This window comes from Streptococcus mitis, assembly GCF_005844455.1.
In the GTDB taxonomy this organism is placed as follows: Bacteria; Bacillota; Bacilli; order Lactobacillales; family Streptococcaceae; genus Streptococcus; species Streptococcus mitis_BF.
Genome location: NZ_SPGF01000020.1, coordinates 1 through 24,801, shown reverse-complemented (window position 1 = coordinate 24,801; position 24,801 = coordinate 1). Strand labels below are relative to the sequence as shown.

The window sequence follows — 24,801 nt, the reverse complement described above, 5'->3', positions numbered from 1 at the left end:
GCCACAACGTACTATTCTAGATTCAATCTACTATAGAAAAGTATAACGTGATTTGAAGAGATTTTCGAAGAATATAAAGGAGTCGGCTACAAACCAACTCCCTTATCTTTATTTGACATGTTTTGCAAGGTCTTCTTGCGCTTTTTTATTGGATTCTTCTTTTTCTTTCATCCATTTATCTTGAGCTTTTTGATATTCATCTGCAGTAACTGCCTTGTCTTGAATTTCCAAGTATTTATACAAGACTGGTTCACTTGTACCTTTATTTCCTGACAATGCAAATGGTATTGTAAATGGTACCATCTTAGACAAGATTGGACGCCCTGTACGAGATGTAGTTGGAATAATCAAAGCACTATCTGTCAACCAAGCTTGGGCCGCAGCGTATTTATCATAGCGTTTAGAAACATCTATAGCCTCATCACCAGCTTCAGTAACCAATTTTTCGTAGTCATATAGACCTACTTTTTTAGCAGCTACATTATCTTTCCCTGAGTCAAAGCCTAAATATGTTTTAGTACTTTCTCCTACAGATGGTTTGATAATATCAAGGTAGGTTGATGGATCGGCAAAGTCAGGACCCCAACCGACATTATCTGATAAATCCCAGTCTTCGCCAGCAGCATTTTCAGCAAAATATGTAATATTGTTTACTTCATCTTTTTGTAGTTGTTGAATATCAATAATGACATTATCAGTTCCTAAAGTCGCTTCCAAGGATTGTTTCATAGATTGCACGCGCTGAACTTTTGTAGTTGCTGTTTGGTCAACAGGCATATCTAGGTGAATTGGGAATTGGACTCCTTCTGCTTGTAAGGCTGATTTAGCTTTAGCAAATTCAGCCTTGGCTTTCTCTGGATTGTAAAGGCCATCCTGAGAATCTGCAAGATTAACATCCTTCCATTCATCCCCATAAGTGACCAATTTCTCTTTGACCATATCGCCAAAGTTTTTACCATCTGCTTGAACAAATGTTGGTGGAACAAAGAGATTACGTAAGATTTTGCTTGCTCCAGTTTCTCCATTCAACTGAGAGGCATAGGCTGTACGGTCAAATCCGAAAGCAATAGCCTGACGGAAATCCTTGTTTAAGAGGGCCTTTTTAGTAGATGTCTTTTGTTCTTCGCTGGTCTTAGATGTGTATTTATAGGACTGACGGTCAATATTTGTTCCTACTAGATACGTAGTCGAGTCTTGTTGAGTATAGACAATATTGTCTTTCATACTCTTCTCAAGCTCTGCGAAACTTGCACTTGTTGGATAGAGACGAGCTGCTGAAAGACTACCATCTTTAAAGTTTTCTGCTGGTTTGCTAGTATCTTGACCATCCCAGAATGACAATTTGATCTTGTCAATATGCACATTATCCTTATCCCAGTAGTTCGGATTTTTCGCAAATTCAACAGAGGATTTGGTCACAATAGATTTCAACAAATAAGGACCATTATACAAGATACTGCTTGGATCTGTTGCTTTAGCAAAATCATCCCCTTTTGAGTTCAAAAACTCTTCATTAACTGGCGCAAGCACACCCATGGTTGTTTTTGAATTCCAAAAGCTTTCAGGTTTGTTCAAAGTGTATTGGACCGTTTGATCGTCAAGGGCTTTAATCCCAACTTGAGAGAAATCTTTAATTTCCCCTTTAGCATAAGCATCCAGACCTTTGATTGAATCTTGTACCAAGTAAAGGGCTTCTGCTTTCTTATCTGTTGCATATTTAAGACCTGTCACAAAGTCCTGAGCCTTAACAGGAGCATACTCTTCGCCCTCAGATGTGTACCACTTGGCATCCTGACGAATCTTATAAGTGTAGGTCAATCCATCCTTAGAAACTGACCAGTCCTCTGCCATTGAGGGAATAAGGTTCCCGTATTTATCATTTTCAAGCAATCCATCAATCACATTACTAGTAATGTCAGCAGTTGCTGCCTTACCAGTTGTTAAGTAGTTGAGATTATCTGGGTGAGTCTCGTAAGTAAATGCAAAAGTCTGCTCACCTTTAGCACCAGAACCACCAGAACAAGCCGCTAAAACACCCGCTGCTAATAAAGTCACTCCCGCAAGAGCCAATACTTTTCCTGTTTTCATAGTCTTCTCCTTTATTTTTCTATCCATTATAGACCCTTTTTCAAGTCCTGTCAATAGAATTTTCTGAATTTTTGAATGATTTTAGCATTTTCTGAAAAATATTTCTTCCCCACTTGTCAAGTCAAGTGCAACAAGTTCATTGATAACTAGAGTTCCAGAGGTTAAGCTGTTTGGGCTAGCCCAAACAAAATATTTGCGGTTTTATACTTGTAAATTCGTCTAGGTCTGTCATTGATAGCAGAAACGTAGTGATTGAGTTCTTCTGTCGTTAGTGAGTTAAGAGAGACACCTTTTGGGAGAAACTCTCTCAAGAGACCATTGAAATTTTCATTTGTTCCTCTTTCATGAGAAGCATAAGGATGGGCAAAATAGACTTCCACACCTTTTAAGTCTGACAAGCTACTGAACTCTGAGCCGTTGTCCGATGTGATAGAGCGAATAGGGTACTGTGATAGTAAGCTCTTAACAGCCCTATTGATGGTTTCTGCTTGTTTATTAGCCAGTTTTACAGCGATGGCAAATCGTGTTTGACGCTCTACTAGGGTCATGGCAACAGCTTCCCCTTTGGTCTTCTTGCCAAGCATGAGATCAATTTCCCAATGTCCAAATTCAGAACGATTGGTAATAGTTTCTGGACGTTCTTCAATGGATTTTCCTAAGATTTTCTTCGTGGCCTTAGGCGTTACTTTAGACCGTTTTCGGATGCACACCATCTTAGGTAAATCAATCGGTTTAACCCTCAACAGTCCGTCTTTGATGTAACGATACACTGTCTTGGTGGAAGGGATAACTTCCAGTGGATGTTTTTCTCGGTAAGTTTGAACAAAGCTATCAACACTGTGACAACGAGGTTTCGTTTTCAGGACTTTCTCAAGTTCCTTGAAGAAGGTCTGGGAGCAGTACGATAGTTTATGATAGGCACTTTTTCGACGATTGGTTTCATAAACACGTTGACCACTATCTGGAAAGTAAAGCGTTGAGTAGATTCGTTTCCCGTTCTTATCTTGAACCTGAGAAACACTTCCTCGTTTGATTTCACGACTGATGGTTGAGCGATGACGCCCAAGCAGACGAGCAATCTCAGAGGGGTTTTTGTCCATCTTGAGATAGGCGCTGATTTCTCCGCGTTCAGAGGCTGAAAGGTGTGAGTATAACGATTTTTTGGTAGAATGATTAGTGGACATGTTCATCTACTTTCTATACTGAGTTGGAGAATTCTATAGCAGATTGAATCTAGAATAGTACGCCATGGTTGCTAAAATATTTCTATACATTAATTTTACTTTCCTAATCAATTTGTTCACATCTTATTTCAATCTACTATAGTATATCAGACGAACATGTCTTTTTTGTTGCACTTCATTTTACAACGCGGGATTATTTTTTAAACATTGCGTTTGCAAAAATATGAATAGCATCAAAAAAACCTCAACTACATTAGGTAGTCAAGGAATGATCAATCATATTTCTAAATAGCTACTGTAAGCAGTTTGATTTGTTTAATCTAACTCATTTCTCACACACTGCAAGGCTGCTCCAATTACTTGGTGCATATCGTAATAACGATAGTGTCCTAAGCGGCCACCAAAGATAACCTTCCCTTGCTCATCAGCCAATTTTTTATATGATTTATATAAATGATTATTACGATCATTATTTACTGGATAATAAGGCTCATCACCTTTTTCCCATGTTTTAGAATATTCTTTAGTAATGATAGTCTTAGCTTGATTTCCAAACTCAAAATGTTTGTGTTCAATAATGCGAGTATATGGGGTATCAGCATCTGTATAGTTCACAACTGCATTTCCTTGGTAATTCTCCATATTCAAGGTCTCGCTTTCAAAACGAAGACTACGATACTCTAGTTCACCCAACTTATAGTCAAAGAATTCATCAATCATACCAGTAAAGACAATATTAGGAAAATCTTTCAGGTATTGCTCTTTATTCGCGAAGAAATCAACATTTGTTTCTACATCAATGTTTTCATGATCCAACATTTTTTCAACTATTTGAGTGTAGCCACCTATTGGAATCCCTTGATAGGTATCATTAAAATAGTTGTTATCGTAGGTCAGACGTACTGGCAAACGGCGAATGATAAAGGCTGGAAGTTCTGTAGTTGGTTTACCCCACTGTTTCTTTGTATAATCTTTGATTAATTTTTCGTAGATGTCTGTACCTACAAGAGAGATCGCCTGTTCTTCCAAATTTTCTGGAGTTTTACCATTTAAAACCGCACATTGCTCATCAATCTTCGCTTGTGCTTCTGCTGGTGTTACAACTCCCCAGAGTTTATTGAAAGTATTCATATTAAAAGGAAGGTTATAAATCTCACCCTTATAGTTTGCAACAGGAGAATTTGTATAACGGTTAAACTCTGAAAACTGGTTTACATAATCCCAAATCTCCTTATCAGAAGTATGGAAAATATGGGCACCATATTGATGAACTTGAATTCCTTCCTCTTCACGAGTATAGATATTACCCGCGATATGATTTCGTTTTTCAATGACTTTTACTTTTTCTCCTTTTAAGGCTGCTTCATGGGCAAAGACTGCACCAAAGAGACCAGCACCAACAACAAGATAATCGTACATCTTAAGCTCCTTTGGAGTTCATTATCTGCCTCTTTTATTAGACTAGAAAAATCATTCTATTGCTTATCTTACTTCTTGTTTGTAAAATTCTTTCAAGGCATCTTGCCAAGTTGGAATAACAAATCCAGTAGCCTTGGCTTTAGCCAGGCTCATTGTTGAGTTTAGCGGACGTTTAGCTTTTGCTGGAAATTGACTTGAATCTACTGGCTTGATTTCCACATCTGTATCCTTCAAAATTTCAACTGCAAAATCATACCAAGTTGTATCTTCTGTCGCATCATTTGACAAATGATAGTATCCAAATTCCTTGCGATTTTCAGCTAGGTAGGTCATGAACTCAGACAAGGTACGAGTCCAAGTCGGACGACCGTGCTGGTCATTTACAACTGTTAAAGTCTTATGAGTTTTCGCAAGATTTTGCATGGTAAAAACGAAGTTTTTGCCGTAATTTCCAAATACCCAGGCAGTACGAATAATATAGAAATTAGACACATACTTCTCAACTAACTCTTCTCCCATACGCTTAGTGCGTCCATATTCTGTCTGTGGATCTGGTCGGTCATCAACTTCCCACTCTTGTCCAACTGGTTTCTTACCGTCAAAGACATAGTCGGTAGAAATATAAACTAGAATTGCACCATGCTTTTCAGATGCTTTTGCGACATTCTCTGTCCCCGTAACATTGATGGCAAAGTCCAATTCTTTCCCTTCATCCTCTGCTGCATCAACAGCAGTGTAGGCTGCACAGTGGTAGACTAAAGTTGGTTTCACTTCTTCAAAAACTTTCTCAACCATTTCTGCATCGGTAATGTCCATCTCAGCTACATCTACTGCTACGTATTCTTCATTACGTTCATCCAATAAATAACGAAGTTCAGTTCCTAATTGGCCATTTGCCCCTGTAATTAAAATCATCTCTAGACCTTTCTAATATGTAACTCTTTCCAATATAGCAATAAAAAGCAGTTATTTCCTGCTTTTTATAATGTAATAATCTCCTGAGTTTTAGCATAATTGGCTTCAACAGCTTCTTTCTCTGATTTCCACCATTCTTGATTATCTGTATACCACTTGATTGTTTCCTTGAGCCCAGCTTCAAAGTTGGTAAATTCAGGTTTCCACCCCAACTCATCACGGAGCTTGCTTGCGTCAATCGCATAGCGGAGGTCATGTCCTGCACGGTCAGTTACATGATCATAAGCGTCAACAGGTTGTCCCATTTCCTTAAGGATAAGTTTCAAAACTTCCTTGTTGTTCTTCTCACCATCAGCCCCAATCAAGTAGGTTTCACCAATTTGCCCTTTTGTCAAAATTGTCCAAACACCTGAAGAATGGTCATTGGTATGGATCCAGTCACGGACATTCTTACCTTCACCATAGAGTTTTGGCTTGATACCGCTCAAGATATTGGTGATTTGGCGCGGAATGAACTTCTCAATATGCTGATAAGGACCATAGTTATTTGAACAGTTGGAAATCGTTGCTTTGACTCCAAAAGAACGCACCCAAGCTTTGACAATCAAGTCTGAAGCTGCCTTGGTTGATGAGTAAGGCGAGCTTGGATTGTACTTGGTTTCAGCCGTAAATTTCTCACCTGGACCTTCTCCATGACCAGGCAAATCTTCACGCAAAGGCAGGTCCCCATAGACTTCGTCAGTCGACACATGGTGGAAACGAAGGTCATATTTACGAGCTGCTTCCAATAGAGTGTAGGTCCCGATGAAGTTAGTGTAGATAAAGGGGCTCGGGTCATTGAGCGAGTTGTCATTATGGCTTTCTGCAGCGTAATGAACGATAGCATCCGCTTCAGCCGCTAACTTGTCTACCAAGGTTGCATCAGCAATATCTCCAACAACCAACTCAACACGATCACCTAAAATTTCTTCAATATTGGCACGATTACCCGCATAAGTCAGCTTGTCCAGCACTGTCACATGGACGTCTGGAAAGTTCTTGTAAACATAATGAACAAAGTTAGAACCGATAAAACCAGCCCCACCTGTCACGATGATATTTTTGTATTCAGTCATTTTTATTCCTTAACTTTCTTACAAATCTTCTTTTCTTAGTGGTTTTACATCCTTAAGTAATGGATGGTGTTTATCTGCTTCTGAGACCTCTGCTTCTGCAAGATTGTCCCACTCAATTCCCAAGGCTGGGTCTGCATAGTTGACAAAAGCATATTTAGGCTTGAGTTCAAGTGCCCAGTAGTCATTTACCAGATAGCTATAAGAAACTGTATCCGAGAGGACTTGGAAACCATTGGCTACGCCGCGAGGGACAAAGATTCCCTTACTTGCATCAATCTCGGTCTGATAAACATTTCCAAAAGTTTCACCTTCACGTAGGTCCACCCAAGAACCCAGAACCTTGCCACCATCTGCTACTGAGATGTACTTGTCCCAAGGTTCAGCATGGAGGCCTCGGAGAACATTTTTGCGAGAAAAGCTGACGTTGTTTTGCAGTTTTCCTTCAGCAAAGAAGCTTTCAGGAAAACCAAGCGGTAGCATCTTTTCTTTCTGAAAATTTTCCTTAAACCAGCCACGATTGTCACCATGAACCGGAATGTCAAACTCTAACAAACCTGGAATGGCATCAATCTTGTGCACTGCAAGTGTTTTGCCGAAAAAATTATCTGTCATCTAGATTTCTCCAATCAAACGGAGCAAGTATTGCCCGTATTCATTCTTCTTGAGAGGTTGCGCCAACTTCAGCACATCTTCGCGGCTGATATAACCCATTCGGTAGGCAATTTCTTCTAGATTGGCAACCTGAACATTTTGCATCCTTTGAACCGTTTCGATATATTGGGAGGCCTCTAACAGACTCTCATGCGTCCCTGTATCTAACCAGGCGAAACCACGCCCCATAACCTCAACAGACAAATCCCCACGTTTCAAATAAGCATTGTTAACATCTGTGATTTCCAACTCGCCACGAGCGCTTGGTTGGATATGTTTGGCAATCTCTACAACATCATTATCATAGAAATAAAGACCCGTCACAGCATAGTTGGAGCGAGGTTGCTCCGGTTTTTCTTCTATGGAAATGGCATTCATGTCTTCATCAAACTCGACCACACCAAAACGCTCTGGGTCCTTCACTTGATAACCAAAAACAGTCGCACCTTTCTCTTTCTTGGCTGCCTTTTGAAGCATTCTGCTCAAGCCAGGTCCATGATAGATATTATCTCCCAAGATCAAAGCAACACTATCGTCACCGATAAATTCTTCACCAATAAGAAAAGCCTGAGCAAGTCCATCTGGACTTGGCTGTTCCGCATAAGAAAGTTTAATCCCAAATTCGGAACCATCCAAGAGCAGGTCCTTAAAACGGGATAAATCCTGTGGTGTTGAGATGATCAAAATGTCCTTAATCCCAGCCAACATCAATGTTGACAAAGGATAGTAAATCATGGGTTTATCATAAACTGGCATCAGCTGTTTTGACGCAGCTCGAGTAAGTGGGTACAGGCGTGTTCCCGAACCACCCGCAAGAATAATACCTTTCATAATGAAACTCCTTCTATTATTTAATCATAAGGCAATTCACATATTTTTCATAGAATTATTTTAATAATTTCGACTTGATTATTTTGAAAAACAGACGCGTCTGTTCATTTTTTAAAAAGAATAAGTAATATAAAATATTGGGGACAAATAAACAAATTATTCCTCTTATAATTAAAACCACGATGTTATTGCCACCAACTAGTGTACAGATTAGATAAGTAATACTAGCAACAATTATAGTTACTATAGCATATACTGCTTGATTCCACAAATACTTTTTATAACCATTTTTAAAATAATTATCAAACACAATTTTTGTACTCCATGGAATTCCAATAAACAAAATTGTTAGTGCAGTAGCTAGCACTATTCCTAAAACACCTAAAAATTGAATCAAAATATAATTCAAAACAACATTACCTACTGTTTCTGCAATTGACCGTAGTTTTTCTTTATCCCATAAACCTGAGGCGTCAATGTATTGGCTCCGCATATCACCTGCAGCAAGAACATAAAAGTAAAAACAGAGAGCAACAACGACTGAAAATGGTAAAATATTAGCTTGTCCTACCCACAAAAGCATAAATGGTTGGAACAGACATAATAAACATGTCATAAACCAGGTAGCTAACCAAGAGAAACCAAATGTAAGATTTTCTAAGTCACGATGATTTTTTTCAACACTTTCAGTAGCAACACTATGTCCAACACTAGCACTCATTCCTGTAGAAACCACATCCAAAAAACCTTTTACTGATATCATAATGTAATAATAATTACTATAAATTCCCACTGTCGCAATCCCTAAAAAAGTAGAAATAAATATGTTATCGAGGGAATTTCTTGTAATCGCACATACTTTGTAGACAAATAATCCCTTTGTTTTTTCAATAATTTCTTGTTTAACTTTTTTATCTAAGTTACTATTTTCAACGATATAATTGTAATTTTTCTTAGTTACGATTTCGTTAAATACATTATTAAGGATTGTCATACAGGGAATTACTAAAGCAAAAACATAGAAATCAGGAAAAAGAAACAATAATAAAATTTGTAATCCACTTAAAATTATGCGAACAACTGAATCAATGTTGTCAGATATATCTTTTCGTTGACTAGCTAACAATAGAGAGCGTTTATAAGCAAAAAGAAAGTAACTAACAACTGTATTTGCCAGATAAATTAAGTAAATCAGTTGTATATTGATATCTGCAGGATAAGAACCCTTTACTAAGTAATTTATAAAGGGCACAATTAAAAGGCCCACAATTAATATTACCGCCCCGACGACTCGATATATTTTTTTATAAAATCCTAGAAGTGCACCGACAGTGTCATTATCCCCATGGGCAAGAGGTTTATACATACTATATACAATTGCATTAGCGAAACCTAAATCAGCTAAACTAAGAACTTGTAAAATAGATGCAAAAAGTCCACTAATACCGACATATTGTATACCTAATTGATAAATCAAAGTTGTTCGAACTAAAAATGGTAAAGCAATCGCAATAAGCTTATTTAATGTTCCCCAAACAATATTTCTGCTAGTATTAACAAGTCTATTACTCATGGTTAACTCACTATTTCTTTAAAGTATTTGTAAAAATTATCCAAATTATTATCCTCGTAATTCCAAAATAGTTTTTGCGGGAGTTTTTCTATGTATGGCAATAGAGATTTATTGAACGGCTGATCTAAAACTGAAGCTAATTGGAACATGTTTCCATCCTTCAAAATGATTTGATCTAACACATTGTCATCTAGTTTGTAAACTTTACAGAGCATGAAAACAATATCTATAAAGAAGTATGTAGAAAATGTATTATACTTTAAATAGTAGCGTTCAAAAAGTTCATTGATGATACTAACTAGGCGTCCCTGTTTATGAGAAGCAATCATAAATCCAGACCATGTACAAACTTCTCCCTTATAGGACATGAAATCTTTACTAGTTGAAAAATTCAATGTTGAAAATGAACATTTTTCCAATTCTTGGAATAAATCTATTTTCTTAGTAAAATATATAGTGGAGTCAACCCACATTCCTCCATTATTTTTTAGTAGATTAAATCGGAGTACATCTGAAAAAGTTTGAACAGAAATTTTTCCTTTATTGAAATCATTCAATATATTTGGATGAATGTTAGTGTAATCTTGATAATTATCTTTATGAATTAGATGTAACTTACACTCTGGATAATTCTTTTTTAAAGATGCTAAGCAAATACTTACTATTTCAGGTATCTCATCAAAGCCATCCCACCAAAAAACAAAAATATTCTTTTCAATTGTTGAAGGTAATACTTCTAATTTTTGAAATTCCAATAAATCTTCTTTTAATCTTTCTTCAATTATCGGTAAAAATACCTTCATATCATCAAAACCAATTTTCCGTTGTTGTTGGAACTTTAAAAAATAAGCTAATTGAACTAGATTCTTCCTAAAAATCTGTTTCCCCACTAACTTAAAATTCTGACGGAACAACTTAAGTTTTGCATGAAGTTTTGAAACTACTCTTTTAATGTTTAAATACTGTTTCCCACTTTTGCATAGACGAATCATCAATAACTGAAGTTTTTGTTTTTTATTTGCTTTCTTTTGAAGTGAAAATAGAATTTCTAAAAATAGTGAATCCCTTTTCAAAATATCATATAGTTTTTTGAAAGACTCCATATCTTCTTTCTTTAAGCGATTGAAGAAAGAAAGCACTAAGAAATAGTAAAGTTGACAACTCATTTCATTAGTTAAATTTCTTTCTATAAGTAGCTTAGTAAAACTCTGATATGCTATCCTACATTTTTCAACATAGTTTATAATAGCTCCTTCCTTCATCATTGAATTAGGATTACCTACATTATAAAAATAAGAATTAGATAGGGCAATGGTTTTCCCTAATTGAGCCTTTTGTAGAAGTAAAAATGTAAAAATAGTATCTTCACCCAAGCTAATCATTCCAAATTTACGAAACTCTTTGACAATTTCTTTTACAAGATTTGTCTTATATAATTTATTCCATCTTGAGATAAAAACACGATTTGAAATAGCTAACTCGCCTGTATCCGACAAAAAGTCCGTTCTTAACTTCTTTATATCTGATTGAGTCAAGACTGAACTCTCTTTCAAGTAATATGGTTTAATTAACTTACCATCGTCATAGAAAAAACCTGCTGCTATGAAATCATAGTCACAATCCAATTCTTTGATGAAGTTTTCTATATAGTCCAATCCTAACTTATCATCTGGATCTAAAAAAGCAAGATAGTCTCCCGAAGCCTCTTTCACCCCTGCAATTGTAGCAGATACTAAGCCTCCATTTTCTTTATACACATATTTAAATCTACTGTCTGTATTAAGATACTCGTTAATTATCTGTTTGCTACTATCTGTTGAGCCGTCATCTACTAAGATAAATTCTAAATTCTTATACGTCTGCTGCTTCAAAGTAGGTAAAGAAATATTTAAATATTCTTCTTGGTTATAGATAGGAACAATTATTGATACCAAAATACCCTTATCCATTTTTTCCCCCTTCTTTAACCAATATATTAGGCAATAAAAACGGTAGTATAATCACCAAATACATCATCTGCATCTCTAAGTTTTCTGTTATAGATATTATTGTAAAAATAAAAAGTCCATAAAAGAGTAGTCTCGCATTTCTATCATCCCAATATTTGCGACACAGCATTGCTCCCTTTAGAATTATTAAGAAATAAACACCAAATCCTAAATACCCTCCCTGAAATAAAACTTGAAGAAAGTTATTATGAGCATGGGTGGCTCCTTTCCAAATCCAACCAGGAAAATTCCCTAATATATGGACGTTATCAGTGAACGTCATCATTCCGTAACCAAATGGCTTCTCTCGAATTGCTGACATAGCATTATCCCAAATAAAAGTTCGGGAAGTGAACGTCAAATCTTTTCCTAGAATACCTTCAACAATCCCTCTTAAAAATTCCACTTTACCAGTAACTACAATTATAAAACTCAACGTAGACGATATAACCAAACCTCTGTAAGGGGTAAGTATGTATTTGACAAGCGGTACTAAATCAAATAGTATCAACGCAACAATCCCAACCTTTGCCGTTCCCGATCCTTTAATCAATTGAGTAGCTAAAATGATTGAAATCAATGAATATGCTCTGATTTTTACTCCACCTAAATTCTTATACAATAAAGCTATAAGTGTTGCAGGAAACAAGGTGAATAGAAAATTATTATTAGCTCCCAAAAACCATTCTTTTGTTATTCCGTATGCATCATTTACACGATGGAAAAAACCATCTGGGAAAAATAGTACAGTGACAAAGTTTAGATACACAACCATCTCAAAAGTGAATAACAATGATTCTATTAAATCCTGCATATTTTCAGAGAATATGTCTATCATAGATACAAAGCCTGTAAACAGCAAGAGTTGAAATATCGCCCTTTTTATATCTCCGTTATTTTGAATAGTTAAAAAAGTAAGCCAAGAGTTATATAGAAGAACTAGCCATACAAAAAATTTTGGAAACCGTTTTTTTGAAATGTACGAAAACGTCACAAACATAATTCCTACAAGCATGAAATCTCTATAAATACGTCCCATAGCTGGAATTGATTTCAAATATTCTGGTTGACAGTAAATGAGCATTGCAATGAACATCAGAAATCCTCTTATGTTTATTGATACTGTCCCATTCTGAAAACGAAACATGCAACTCCTCCGACTCTATTTCAATTTTTCATTTATGTTATTAATTTGTCTTATTGACGAAATTGGCTGATACAACTCTTCCGTAACCTTTTTAAATTTCTCTAATTTGAACTCCGAAAAGTCAATTTTTTTCATTTCTTCACGAATCTCTGTTTCAAATCGATAAGAAATCACTTTTGCTGGAACTCCACCTACAATAGCGTAAGGAGGAACTGATTTAGTTACCACAGATCCTGCTCCAACAATAGCTCCCTGGCCAATTGTAACTCCCGAGAGAATTGTAGAACGAAAACCAATCCATACATCATCCTCAATGATAATATCCCCTTTCGAAACCCCTTCATCACCTTGATCAAATACTTTAGATTTGAACGGATACGTAGAGAAATGATTGATATAATGATCAGCACTAAGAATAAAAGCAACCTCTGGTGCAATGGAGCAGAAATTTCCAATTTTTAATTTTGACTCTTTATTGAAGGACAAAACATACAAACCACCATAGGTTTTTTCCCCTACTGAAACCAATTCTATTGGGAACATAGTTCGAGGCGTTGTTTCATTATGAAGGTTCTTTTTTCGCCACTCTTTTTTACATCGTCGAAATTGAAGTTTATAACGAATATTCATAGCTTTTCCTACCTTGTCTCGTCTATAACTGTCTTCAAGGCCTCTAGATAGCCATATCCATATTTTTTATCAGGCTCAAGGTATGCTCCTTCCGCCCATTCATTCCATGCGTTTATAAAAACAATTTCTGATTGATACTCTTTTTGAATTTTTTCAATTAGTTGTCGCATGTAACATTCAAATTTTTCTGGATTAGCTCCATCGAAAACTCGCCCATTCTTATTTCTAGCGGTATTATCCCAATCAACAAAAGCACCAGCAATCATCTTATTATTCTTAATCGGGCGATTAATAATATTAGTCCATGTTGCATCATAATCTCTCCTATCTAAGAGAGCTTTCTTATGCGCCTTTTTTTCACCTCTAATCTCAAGTTTTTGTACTAAATTTCGAGCCCCAACTTTAAGTAGAAAATATTTCACAGATTGGTAAACTGGATTTTTTCTCTCGTGCTTTTCCATATGAATCTCAAAAATTGGTTGGAATTCTGCAAACCCATCAAATAACTCAAGCTGATGATTATTTAACAAGAACTTTGGGAACTGTACAATAATCTCTAAATCCTCAAAGCCATTCTTTCGAGCACGATTTCTTATAATTTCCATTGTCTTTGTTAAATTTGGAATTAATTCTGGCTTATAAATCAACAAGAGCGGTTTGCCGTCAATCTTAATATATCGGTCATCTTTAAAAAATTGGCACAGATAGTCCACATGTTTCTTCAAATCATTTAAGTCGTCATAGTCTTGTTCAACAATGATTTCATGATTCCCTCCATCCCAACGCCTAGTCCAGTTTTCATTTGCCCAACTCAAACAAAACGGTATATCAATATCCTTGTTTTCTAGCATCATTTCTACTGGTTTTTCTAATAGTTTTTTACCATTTTTAAACCAGTAATGATAATAACAAAATCCATAAATTCCATACTTTTTAGCCAATTCTGCCTGTTGAATCATAACTTCTTTATCTAATAGACTATAATAATTATTATCGTATGGAACTCGTGGTTGATTATGCCCATCATAAAGTGGGTAGGCTTTCTTTACATTAGTCCATTCAGTAAAGCCTTCTCCATGAGCCTCATCATTCTCTGGAATGGGATGAAATTGGGGTAAATAAAAACAAATTGGTTTGATTTCTTTTTTTGACATTATTATTCCTTTAAATTTTTATTAAGTCACTTCAATTTGAAAGTTGTTCTTAGTTGTGATATATGAGAGACAGTTTTTTTATATTTAAATATCTTTTATAAATATTTCTTATATAATTTTGACGATAAAACCAAAGACCTACTTATAGTCTTAACACGATTGCCCCAATCAATTTTTTCTTTCCAAACCATTTTTACAGTATTTAATCCACCTTTATTGATTATTTTTTCTACCTTATCTAAAAATAGGAGTTCAGTGTCAATACTTGTTTGTTGACGTAACAAATTTGTAGCAACTAAGGTCTGCTTGTAGGTCAAGGCATGATCTTTAGCCAATTCATCAATTTTAGAGATACGTTTCAAGATTCTCTTAAATGCAAAGTTATACTCATGTTTACTTGTAACATTATGTCCATAACGCCGATATCCCATGGTAGGTTCATTATAAAAATAAACTTGACCTTTCAAAGCAGCAGTCTTTATTGTAAAGTTATCATGTGATAGAAAGGCTAATTCTGGAGCATCATATGGAAGGAGAGGTAAGATTTCAAATAATTCACGATTAAATAACGTATTACACCCATAAACCTTATGTGACATAAAAGCTGAGATGGGATTGGTATACCGAATCCCCATCAATTGATCCATACTATTAGCTATCATTTTACCGTTAGCATCTATAATTCGCATATCAGCGTAAATCAATACTGGTTCTTCTATTTTAACTTTTTCATAGTAATAACTAATTAAACATTCTAATTTGTTCACATCCCAGATATCATCCTGATCAGCAAACATATAGAAATCAAATGGATTTTCGTTTTGTCTAACGTCGTTTAATAAACCAAAAAAATTATAATAAGCACCATGATGTTGCGATGTGTTTTTAATCAATTTAATCCGACTATCTTTTTCCTCGTATTCTTTAATAATTGCCCTTGTTTGGTCACTGGAATTATCATCACGAATTAGTAGTTTCCAAGTTGAGACGGTTTGACAAAGGATACTATCCAACTGTTCACGTAGAAATTCCTCTCCGTTATAGGTTGCCATCATTATTAAAATGCTATCACTTTTCACTGGATAACTCCTTTAAAATATTGTATGTATGTTGTAAACCTTCCTCAGCCGTAAAACATCCTTGCCAACCTAAGCCTTCTAGCTTATCACTCCTAAGGCTGGCATTCTGCATAGGATTAGTCTGTTTAATTTCTTGATTACTAGGAATAGTCATGGTGAGTTTCACATTGCCAACTCGAGAAATAATTTCAGCCATCTGTTTTATAGTAATAATTGAATTTGGATTGGAAACATTATAAGCTTGTCCTGATCCACCCGAAAGAAGAACACTTAGAATTGCACTGGCACAATCCAAACTATAACAATAGGACCTTAACTGACTACCTGTACTTTTCATAACGATATCACGCCCAGCAATCGCTTCTGTCATAAAAAATGATGATACACGATTATCAAAGTCCTTGGCACTAGGACCATAGATATGTCCTGGCCTTACTATCATTATTTTGATTCCATACTCGGAAGCAAAACTAGCACAAAGTGTTTCAGTAGCTCTTTTTGAACTGGCATAAGAAGACCGTACGCTAAGATGATCAACAGTTCCAATATAATTTTCGTCCAAAGGATTATTACTAGTGCTAATTCCATAAACTTCACTAGATGAGATATAAACTAGATTTGAAACTTTAGAATTTTTGGCGTATTCCAGTAGATTATACATGCCCAGAAAATTACTAGCCATTGTTTCTACAGGCTGATTCACATATAATTCAGGACTAGCAGGACTAGCAGCATGAATAATGTAATCCACTGCAAAATCAAAGTGAGGTACTTCAGTCGCATCATAGAACACAAAGTGTAAATACTCTGTTTGTCTACCAAATCGTTTTTCTAATGATTCAACCTTTCTTCCACAACAAAAAATTTTAATGTTAAAATTCCTTATTTCATTTAGCAATAATAACTGATCAATGACACTTGAACCAATCAAACCAGAAGCTCCAGTAATTAAAATTGACTTGCCTTTCAAGTCATTAATATTGACAATTGTTTCTAGAGAAGATTCTACATCTTGTCTATATATTTTATTTAATAATAATGTCATTACTATTTAATCCACTTATCTCGAGTTGAACTCAATAAGGCTTTAAAAATATCGAGATCTTCTACAGTCGTAATTTTCAAATTTTTCTCTGATCCCAGAGAGAAATAACTCTTTTCACCGAATAGTTGCATGAGTTGGCATGATGCTGCAACATCAGTTATCCCATTTTCTAATGCTTTTTCATGAAGCGATAGAATATTATCAAGGTGGTAAACATGAGGAGTTTGTGTTCGTCTCAACAAGTCACGATTCAATGCTTCTGTGGACGAAGTTGATTGTGGGTTTTCTAAAACAAATACTACCTCAGTCGTTGGTATCGCTGCAACAGCATTTCCAAATTGTTGGTATGTTGCTAAAGCGTTGCTAATAATATCATTGCTTACTAAAGGACGATTCCCGTCATGAATTAATACGGTCACATCCTCATCTGGATGAGCTTCTTTAACCGCTCTAAGTCCATTATAGATTGATTCTTGACCAGACTGACCTCCCAAAGTTATCATCGTCAACTTTGTAATTCCAAATTGTTCTGCATAAGCCTTAACCATCTGTTCCCATCCTTTTAAGATGACAATACATATTTCATCAATTTCTGGATGATTTTGAAATTTTTCTAGTGTATAGATAATGACTGGTTTATTTTCAACATGGATAAATTGCTTAGGGATATCTTGACCAATACGGCTTCCAATGCCTGAAGCTGTTAAAATTGCTACTTTCACTTATTCTTCTCCATAACTCAACTCTAAAAATAAATGTTGCTCTCTCCTATCAACAGAAGGAACGACCATATAATCTTTACCGTAGAACATTTCTAAATATTCTTCTGACCAAACAGGAACATTCACCATCAAATCTTCAAAGGGTACCTTTTTATAAACATTCATATTCTCTCGCAAGTAAGTCTCGCGTCTAAAGTGTTTTCTTCCTGTAGGTATGGATACATATTTTGTATTTGAGTCCTTACAGCTTGAATTACATTTATCAAGCCAGTTTAGCCATTTCTCAATTGGAATAATGCCAAAAAACCAACCAACCATCAACTTTCCAGCGGAGTAATTTAGCTTCCTACCTTCTAGTCTAAACATTTCTTTCATCAGAGCATGATTCTTTGTTTCTCGTACAGAAGCCAAAGCAAAAGTCAAAAACATACTTGTATATCCTTGAAAGAATCGTTTCACTACATTATCATAAACATTTTCCACAATGTAAAGATCTATCGAAATGCCACATTCATCAGCTGAATGGTCATATTTTCTGCGAGCTACCGTTCCCCTCTTACGAATTTGGGAAACATGTAGCCCAAGTTCAGGATGACTATTTGGAGATTGAAGATAATAATGATCACTAAAATCTTTACAGGCGTTACAAAGAGAAACAAGCTTATCATAACTTTCGCGAGGAATATTGATATCTACATCATCATCCCATGGAATAAACCCCTTATGTCGAATTGCACCTAAAATACTCCCACCACTCAAGGAGTAATGGATTCCATGCTCATCAAAAAATTTAAAAATATCTGAGATCATTTTAAGTAGCTCAGCCTGATATTTTTTCAAGCCTTCCTCATCAAGAAAAATAATATCTGATTTGTCATATTTCAATTCGACTGACACTAATTTTCCTCCTTAAACACTTCCTCATAATCTGACACAATCTTTTCCCATGTGAAAGCTGAGAGGATTCTTTGGCTTGACTTGAAATCCAAATTGGCTATCGCTTCCTGATTGAATCCTTCTACTTCCTCAATGACGCGTGCCAACTCATCTTTTTTCCAATAAATGGCCCCGTCTTCACCAACCTCACGGTTAAAGCCAACATCTAGCAACAAATTTAGTTTTGTGGATGCTAGGGCTTCCAGTAGAGAAGGGTTGGTTCCTCCAACCTCATGCCCATGGAAATAGGCAAAGGCATTTTCACGAATGTACTTGAGCAACTCTTGGTCATAGACAGTCCCAACAAATTTGACCCTAGGATCTTTATCAAAACCAGTATCCTGTAACAACTGATTGTAAAATTTATTTTGCTCCACATTTGTGATGAGGACAAAGTCTTTCCTAGACTTAGATTTGATAAATTCACGAATCATGGCTTCGTAGTTATTTTCAGGAACAAATCGTCCCACTACTAGATAATAGCCATTTTCGCTAACTCCTTTTTCCTGATACCAATTTCGAACTTTGGCATCTTCTGCTTTCAGGATTGACGGAGCAGTATCTGTCCCATAGGCAATATAGGTGGTCTTTGGTTGATATTGCTTATAATCCTCCTGGATATATTGTTCAATATTTTTACTGTCACAGACCAGTAAATCTGCATGTTTGACCATGAGTTGCTCAGAGATTTTCCAGTACTTACGAACTGGCAGACTCCATTTTGCTCGCAGCCATTCATGACCATCTGGATTTACCAACAAACGACCTCCGATTGCACGAATTTTGTTCTTAAGCCCAGAAATAAAAGGGCCAATGCGACAAGCTAGAATGTAAAAAATGGGAGCCTCGTCCTTGTTTTCCTTAGCCAATTCAATAGCCTTGTTGACCGCTGCAATATCGTAAGCGATGGCACGAGCCGGTCCAATATTAGGTACATCAATGTTGAAACAAATGGCCCCATTATGCTCAAACTGGTCATCCGTGATGCCAGATTTAGCTGAATTTTCACGCATACAAGCAACATAGTATTGTATGTTGCTGTCTTTTTGATATTCGGTTAATTTTTCAACAAAGGTTTCAAATCCTCCATACTTAGCAGGAATCCCCTTTGAACCAATAATATAAACTGACTGTTTCATTTCTCTCCTAACAGGCTGAGGGCACAAATCACTTCGCCCCTTCTCTCATAAATACCACTTTGACGGTCTTTAACAATATTTCAATATCTTTCCAGATGGTCCAATCATCAATATAAGCCACGTCCAGCTTGACAACATCATCAAAATCCGTGATTTTACTACGACCACTCACCTGCCATAGACCAGTAATTCCAGGCTTAAAACTAAGACGACGTTTTTGTTCAGGAGTATATTTTTCATACTCATCAACTGTTGGGGGACGTGTCCCAACCAAACTCATATCTCCCATTAAAACATTCCAAAACTGAGGAAGTTCATCTAGACTGGTCTTACGGATAAATCTCCCTATCTTTGTTATACGAGGATCATCATCAACTTTAAACATACCACCTTGCATGGTATTTTGTGCAAGGAGCTCTTGTTTCTTTTTCTCAGCATCCACGCACATAGATCTAAATTTATAAAAAGTGAAATGTCGACCATTTTTTCCGATACGAGTTTGAGAAAAAATAGCGGGTCCGCCATCTTTTCGAATCACCGGAACCAAAACAATACTCACCAATCCACAAATAAGTAGTCCGATAATTGAACCTATGATATCAATGAAGCGTTTAGCAATAACATGGCTTGTCTTATAAAATTTTGTAGAAAACGTAATGACATTCAAGCCTGCCATTCCGCGAATCTTTTTATCGCTACCTAGATAGTTATTGAAAGCATTCAGGTTGACTGTCACGTCAATTCCCATTGTTTCAAAAAGAGAGATGAACTCCCCAATGTCATACTCTTCACTTGGTAAATTGATAAAAACTTCATCAACAACTTCATGGGTAGCAAAGTCTAAGATGTTCTCTGCAGGTACAACGGTTACGGACGCATGCTGAAAATTAGGCTGATCCAAAACACTAACCGCCACCAATTCCCAAAAAATATCTCCCGACTCTATCAGTCTATCCACAACTTTCTCAACTCTGGAAGTAGCTGTTATCAAGAATATCTTTTTACTCCCCTTGAAATTTGGAAAGATACGTCTCCTATAGCGTTTAATGCACAGATTCAACAAATACAACAAAATAGAATGTATTGTCAAAAAATAAATCATGCCTCGTCTAGAGATACTAAAACGATCTTCTAAAAAGAAGTTTGAAATACTGATGGCTAAAGCAAAGAAAACGATATATTTTGTAGTGCTGATAAACTCAGCCAAATAACCCCTTTTAAAAAAATCACGCTCATAATCACTGATGTTAAAAACAACAAAATGCAGAATGAACAAGATGATAACAGAGGTGTTCACAATCTCTGTTTCTCTTACAAAACTAAGTAAATAAGCTAATATAATGACAAGAAAACTCTGGATTACCGCCAAAGTAATCTTCAATCCCTTTTCTTCCATAATATCTTCCTAAGCCATCTCTTATTTTTTCCCATAGGAGCCATAAGACCCATATGATCCATATGATCCATATTTTTCAACCGAGGTATTCAATTTATTTAATACAATCCCTAAGAATGGTTTACTTGTTTGTTCCAATTGTTCTTTGGCTTTTTGGATATCACGTTGGTTTGTTTCACCAGCTGCAGTCACCAAGATTGAAGCATCACATTTCTGAGTGATGATAGCTGCATCAATCACGACTCCGATAGGGGCAGTATCCACAATAATGTAATCGAAGTACTTGCGCAAAGTGTCAAGCATAGTCTTAAAATTCTCACTTTGCAACAAAGCTGTTGGATTTGGGGAAACGGAACCAGCTTGAATGACAAACAAATTTTCAATATTCGAATCACATAATCCTTGTGATAAATCTGTTGTCCCTGATAAGAATTCTGTTAATCCCGTAATCTTTTCACGTGATTTAAAAACACCTGACATGACAGAATTACGGATATCGGCATCAATTAAAAGCGTCTTATATCCAGCACGCGCAAAGGCCCAAGCAATATTGGTAGAAGTAGTTGACTTCCCTTCCCCTGATTTTACTGATGTAATGGAAATCACTTTTAAGTTATTTCCACTCAGTTGAATATTGGTGCGAAGGGCATTGTAGTATTCTTCTGCTTTTCTTGCCTGATCCAGTTTTTTATGTGCAATCTCTAACGTTGGCATTTTTCTCTCCTATTTCAATTTATCCAAATTTGGAACAACTCCCAATAATGCAATTTGCATAACATCTTCAACGTCTTCTGGTCGTTTAACTCGTGTATCTAGGAGTTCAATAAGGAGAACCGCGACAATCATCACAACCGCTCCAGCGAGAAATCCAATCACGGTATTACGACGAATGTTTGGTGAAGATGGTGAAGTTGCTGGGCGAGCCTCTTCGAGTGTCGTCACATCCGAAACCCGTGTAACACTTATAATCTTTTGAGCTGCAACCTCTCTCAATGAGTTGGCGATACGACTTGCTTCTTCAGGCGCACGATCTGTAACAGAGATAGATACGATACGTGTATCAGCCGGTACGGTCACCTTGATTTTACTAGCCAAACCTTTTGCAGGAAGATCCAGTTTCAAATCCGTTGCGACCTTCTCCAAAACGTCTTGCGAAAGAATAATTTCACGATAGTCTTTAACCAAGTAAGATCCTGCTTGCAAATCTTGGTTTGTCAATCCAGGTTTATCTCCCTGATTACGATTAACTACATAGATACGTGTCGTACTGGTATATTCAGGCTTTACGATAAAGCTACTATAGGCAAAGGCTACTACCCCTGTTACGATTGCTACCAATGCAATTAGAACTTTCCGTTTCCATAGAATTTTAAGCAATTGAAATACATCAATTTCCATCATATTTTGTTCTTTCATTGTTTCTCCTAAATCAATTGATCCATTATTATTTTTCGTGGGTTATCTTTGAAGAGTTCCCTCGCCTTATCTTCGCTATACTTTTTAGCTATGATGTCATAGGCTTCTTCCATATGAGGTGGTCTACGATCCAAGTTATGCATATCACTAGCAATGACATGAACTAGATCACGTTCCAAGAAATACTGAGCTCTCTTTTTCATGAATTTGTAGGTTTCTCCAAAGAGTTTTGGTTTCAAGACATGAGAACTATTGACCTGGGTATAGCACCCCATATCAATCAGTTCCCGAACGCGCTTTTCATTATTTTCTAGAGCATCATAACGCTCAATATGGGCAATAACTGGTGTGATTCCCAACATGAGAATATCACTCAGTCCTTTATGTATATCTCGATAGGGGGTATTCATACTAAACTCAATCAAAGCATAGTGACTATCATTGAGGGTTGGAATCAATTTCTTTTCCAATTTTTCGACAACATCTGGCGTATAGTATATTTCTGCACCATAGGCGATGACAAGATCATCTGCCACCTCCTTGACCATTTCGCGAACTTTCAAAAAGTTAGTTGCTATTTTCTCTTCTGGTGTCTCAAACATTCCTTTCCGACGATGAGACGTGGAAACAATGGTCCTAACCCCTTGACTATAGGCTTCTCTTAAAAGGTTTTTACTCTCCTCTATCGACTTTGGACCATCATCCACATCAAAAACGATGTGTGAATGGATGTCTATCATGCTACTTACCCTCCATCACATCTTTGATAGCTGCCTTGGATGCGGCCAAGCTACTTTCATCAATTTCCATCATATAGAGCTTGCTATCTGGCATAGCGTAGGATGGAAGATCCGTTCTACCAGTTCCTTTTAAGTCTTGGGAATTGACCTTATACTGACCACCACTATCCAACTGTGTATTAACCAAATCCATCATGGTTCCCAAAGGCATATTGGTTTGAAGAGAATCTTGCAATCCTTGAATAATGTTGTCATAATTCTTTAAAGCCTCTGTTGATGTTAGCTTCTGAATGATGGCAACAATGACTTTTTGCTGGTTCCGGCCACGGTCGCGATCTCCATCCGCTAGAGAGTAGCGTTCGCGGACAAAACCGAGGGCTTGTTCAGAGTCTAGATGAACATTCCCGACAGGAAAATGGTACTGTCCATGCAAAGAAGTGAAATCTTGGTCATTATAAACATCCACACCACCTAGAAGGTCAATCAATTTCAAGAAAGAGGTGAAATTCAAACGAACATAGTAGTTAATATCAACTCCATATAGATTTTCCAAGGTATGAATTGATGAGTCCACTCCATAAATCCCCGCGTGAGTCAATTTATCCTTTTGATTATTTCCTCCGTCCGCGATCGGAACATAAGAATCTCGAGGTGTTGTAGTCAGAAGGATTTTCTTAGTATCTCGATTTACCGTCATCAAGATGTTGACGTCTGAACGTGAAACTGAACTGATAGGTCCGTAAGTATCAATACCACTGATATAAATATTAAAGGATTGATTTTTAGATACCTTTGGTGCTGCAACATCCTTGGTTAGTTTTTTCGTATAGATTTTCTTAATCTTCGAAGCATAATCTGGATACTCCGCTTCAATGATGTTTTCAAAGACACTGTTCAAGACAATCGCTTTCGCATCACCTGAAATCAAGCTCTTATAGGCTGCTAGGTAAGATGCACTTTGTTCAACCGCCAAGTCTTTGCTCTGAGTCGTCTTAATATCCGCTATCAATTTTTGGATATTGTCATTATCCGTTTCAGTCGGACCTGTTACACTCTCCAACTGGGTAACGTTGTTGATTTCACTATCTTTTAAAACCACAACACTCATCGAATACTCTGAGTAGTTTGATGTCGCATTGATGTGATTAGTCAAGCCCACAAATTGGTGCAGAGCAAATAGCGAAACCGAACTAGTCAGCACCGCAAGTACCAAAAAGAAAATCGTGAACTTTTCAGCTTTCTTATATACTATTAAAAGTAGAGCTACGATAGCAGATAGTAAAACTAGAACAGTAGCTAAGATATTGAGATGCCTAAAGGCTAGGATATTATGTCTAAAAATCAAGAACAACAAAGAGCCACTCAATAATAAATAAATGGCTAATAAGGCTACATTAATACTTCGCTTCACATTCCCTGAACGAGTTCTCTTTGAATATCTACTCATGACAATCCCCTATACACGTTAATAATCACAATTATTGTATCACAATCAAAAAAGAAATTCCATCCATTTCTGCTATTATCATCATTTTCATCCATTTTTTCTTAGCTATTGAAAGTTCTATAATGAAGTTAGCCACCCAGCCCTCCTAAAAATTAGATGGTTCAACTGGCTTATAGCTAGTACTCG

The 24,801-nt window shown here is 36.4% G+C and carries 22 protein-coding genes; all 22 read right to left on the bottom strand.

All coding sequences use genetic code 11. The features are described 5' to 3' along the window. Positions 1 to 108: 108 nt before the first annotated feature. The gene (locus FGQ53_RS05300) at positions 109 to 2,088 is read right to left on the bottom strand and encodes a peptide ABC transporter substrate-binding protein (RefSeq protein WP_138336413.1); all 1,980 of its coding nucleotides are present in this window, start codon (positions 2,086 to 2,088) and stop codon (positions 109 to 111) included. A 161-nt stretch (positions 2,089 to 2,249) separates the two neighbouring features. Next, the gene (locus FGQ53_RS05295; protein WP_138336411.1) at positions 2,250 to 3,272 is read right to left on the bottom strand and encodes an IS30 family transposase; all 1,023 of its coding nucleotides are present in this window, start codon (positions 3,270 to 3,272) and stop codon (positions 2,250 to 2,252) included. Between the two features lie 315 nt (positions 3,273 to 3,587). Continuing rightward, the gene (gene glf / locus FGQ53_RS05290; RefSeq protein WP_138336408.1) at positions 3,588 to 4,691 is read right to left on the bottom strand and encodes a UDP-galactopyranose mutase; all 1,104 of its coding nucleotides are present in this window, start codon (positions 4,689 to 4,691) and stop codon (positions 3,588 to 3,590) included. 63 nt (positions 4,692 to 4,754) lie between these two features. After that, positions 4,755 to 5,606 carry a dTDP-4-dehydrorhamnose reductase gene (rfbD, locus tag FGQ53_RS05285; RefSeq protein WP_138336405.1) on the bottom strand — a complete coding sequence of 284 codons (852 nt, stop codon included), beginning with the start codon at positions 5,604 to 5,606 and terminating at the stop codon, positions 4,755 to 4,757. 65 nt (positions 5,607 to 5,671) lie between these two features. Then, positions 5,672 to 6,721, bottom strand: a complete 1,050-nt coding sequence (rfbB, locus tag FGQ53_RS05280; protein WP_138336402.1) for a dTDP-glucose 4,6-dehydratase — start codon at positions 6,719 to 6,721, stop codon at positions 5,672 to 5,674. Between the two features lie 18 nt (positions 6,722 to 6,739). Then, positions 6,740 to 7,333 (bottom strand): dTDP-4-dehydrorhamnose 3,5-epimerase family protein, encoded by a 594-nt coding sequence (locus FGQ53_RS05275; protein ID WP_138336399.1) that lies wholly within the window; start codon positions 7,331 to 7,333, stop codon positions 6,740 to 6,742. Continuing rightward, positions 7,334 to 8,203, bottom strand: coding sequence for a glucose-1-phosphate thymidylyltransferase RfbA (gene rfbA / locus FGQ53_RS05270; protein ID WP_138336396.1), 870 nt, complete (start codon positions 8,201 to 8,203; stop codon positions 7,334 to 7,336). Between the two features lie 55 nt (positions 8,204 to 8,258). After that, positions 8,259 to 9,776, bottom strand: a complete 1,518-nt coding sequence (locus FGQ53_RS05265) for a lipopolysaccharide biosynthesis protein (RefSeq protein WP_138336393.1) — start codon at positions 9,774 to 9,776, stop codon at positions 8,259 to 8,261. A 2-nt stretch (positions 9,777 to 9,778) separates the two neighbouring features. Continuing rightward, the gene (locus FGQ53_RS05260) at positions 9,779 to 11,725 is read right to left on the bottom strand and encodes a capsular polysaccharide synthesis protein (RefSeq protein ID WP_138336390.1); all 1,947 of its coding nucleotides are present in this window, start codon (positions 11,723 to 11,725) and stop codon (positions 9,779 to 9,781) included. Beyond that, positions 11,718 to 12,860 (bottom strand): O-antigen ligase family protein, encoded by a 1,143-nt coding sequence (locus FGQ53_RS05255; RefSeq protein WP_171019084.1) that lies wholly within the window; start codon positions 12,858 to 12,860, stop codon positions 11,718 to 11,720. The genes FGQ53_RS05260 and FGQ53_RS05255 overlap by 8 nt, the downstream gene beginning before the upstream one ends. A 66-nt stretch (positions 12,861 to 12,926) precedes the next feature. Continuing rightward, positions 12,927 to 13,541: a CatB-related O-acetyltransferase gene (locus tag FGQ53_RS05250; RefSeq protein WP_138000276.1), complete on the bottom strand. Its 615-nt coding sequence runs from the start codon at positions 13,539 to 13,541 to the stop codon at positions 12,927 to 12,929. An 8-nt stretch (positions 13,542 to 13,549) separates the two neighbouring features. Beyond that, positions 13,550 to 14,695 carry a glycoside hydrolase family 99-like domain-containing protein gene (locus tag FGQ53_RS05245; RefSeq protein ID WP_138336384.1) on the bottom strand — a complete coding sequence of 382 codons (1,146 nt, stop codon included), beginning with the start codon at positions 14,693 to 14,695 and terminating at the stop codon, positions 13,550 to 13,552. Positions 14,696 to 14,790: 95 nt separating this feature from the next. Further along, positions 14,791 to 15,774, bottom strand: coding sequence for a glycosyltransferase family 2 protein (locus FGQ53_RS05240; protein ID WP_138336381.1), 984 nt, complete (start codon positions 15,772 to 15,774; stop codon positions 14,791 to 14,793). Next, positions 15,764 to 16,819, bottom strand: a complete 1,056-nt coding sequence (locus FGQ53_RS05235) for an NAD-dependent epimerase/dehydratase family protein (protein WP_138336378.1) — start codon at positions 16,817 to 16,819, stop codon at positions 15,764 to 15,766. Before FGQ53_RS05235 ends, FGQ53_RS05240 begins: the two co-directional genes overlap by 11 nt. A 2-nt stretch (positions 16,820 to 16,821) precedes the next feature. After that, on the bottom strand, positions 16,822 to 17,541 hold the full coding sequence (locus FGQ53_RS05230) for an IspD/TarI family cytidylyltransferase (protein ID WP_138336376.1): 720 nt from the start codon (positions 17,539 to 17,541) through the stop codon (positions 16,822 to 16,824). Continuing rightward, complete coding sequence (locus FGQ53_RS05225; protein ID WP_138336373.1) at positions 17,542 to 18,438, bottom strand: LicD family protein; 897 nt, start codon at positions 18,436 to 18,438, stop codon at positions 17,542 to 17,544. Next, positions 18,438 to 19,616, bottom strand: coding sequence for a beta 1-4 rhamnosyltransferase Cps2T (gene cps2T / locus FGQ53_RS05220; RefSeq protein ID WP_138336370.1), 1,179 nt, complete (start codon positions 19,614 to 19,616; stop codon positions 18,438 to 18,440). The genes FGQ53_RS05225 and cps2T overlap by 1 nt, the downstream gene beginning before the upstream one ends. Positions 19,617 to 19,644: 28 nt before the next feature. Beyond that, a complete protein-coding gene (locus FGQ53_RS05215; RefSeq protein ID WP_138336366.1) occupies positions 19,645 to 21,012 on the bottom strand; it encodes a sugar transferase in 1,368 nt (455 codons plus the stop codon). A gap of 21 nt (positions 21,013 to 21,033) precedes the next feature. Further along, a complete protein-coding gene (locus tag FGQ53_RS05210) occupies positions 21,034 to 21,726 on the bottom strand; it encodes a tyrosine-protein kinase (RefSeq protein ID WP_138336363.1) in 693 nt (230 codons plus the stop codon). A 9-nt stretch (positions 21,727 to 21,735) separates the two neighbouring features. Then, positions 21,736 to 22,428, bottom strand: coding sequence for a capsular polysaccharide biosynthesis protein CpsC (cpsC, locus tag FGQ53_RS05205; RefSeq protein WP_138336360.1), 693 nt, complete (start codon positions 22,426 to 22,428; stop codon positions 21,736 to 21,738). A gap of 8 nt (positions 22,429 to 22,436) precedes the next feature. Next, a complete protein-coding gene (cps4B, locus tag FGQ53_RS05200) occupies positions 22,437 to 23,168 on the bottom strand; it encodes a capsular polysaccharide biosynthesis protein Cps4B (protein WP_138336357.1) in 732 nt (243 codons plus the stop codon). Between the two features lies 1 nt (position 23,169). Continuing rightward, positions 23,170 to 24,615 carry an LCP family protein gene (locus FGQ53_RS05195; protein ID WP_138336354.1) on the bottom strand — a complete coding sequence of 482 codons (1,446 nt, stop codon included), beginning with the start codon at positions 24,613 to 24,615 and terminating at the stop codon, positions 23,170 to 23,172. Positions 24,616 to 24,801 lie beyond the last annotated feature (186 nt).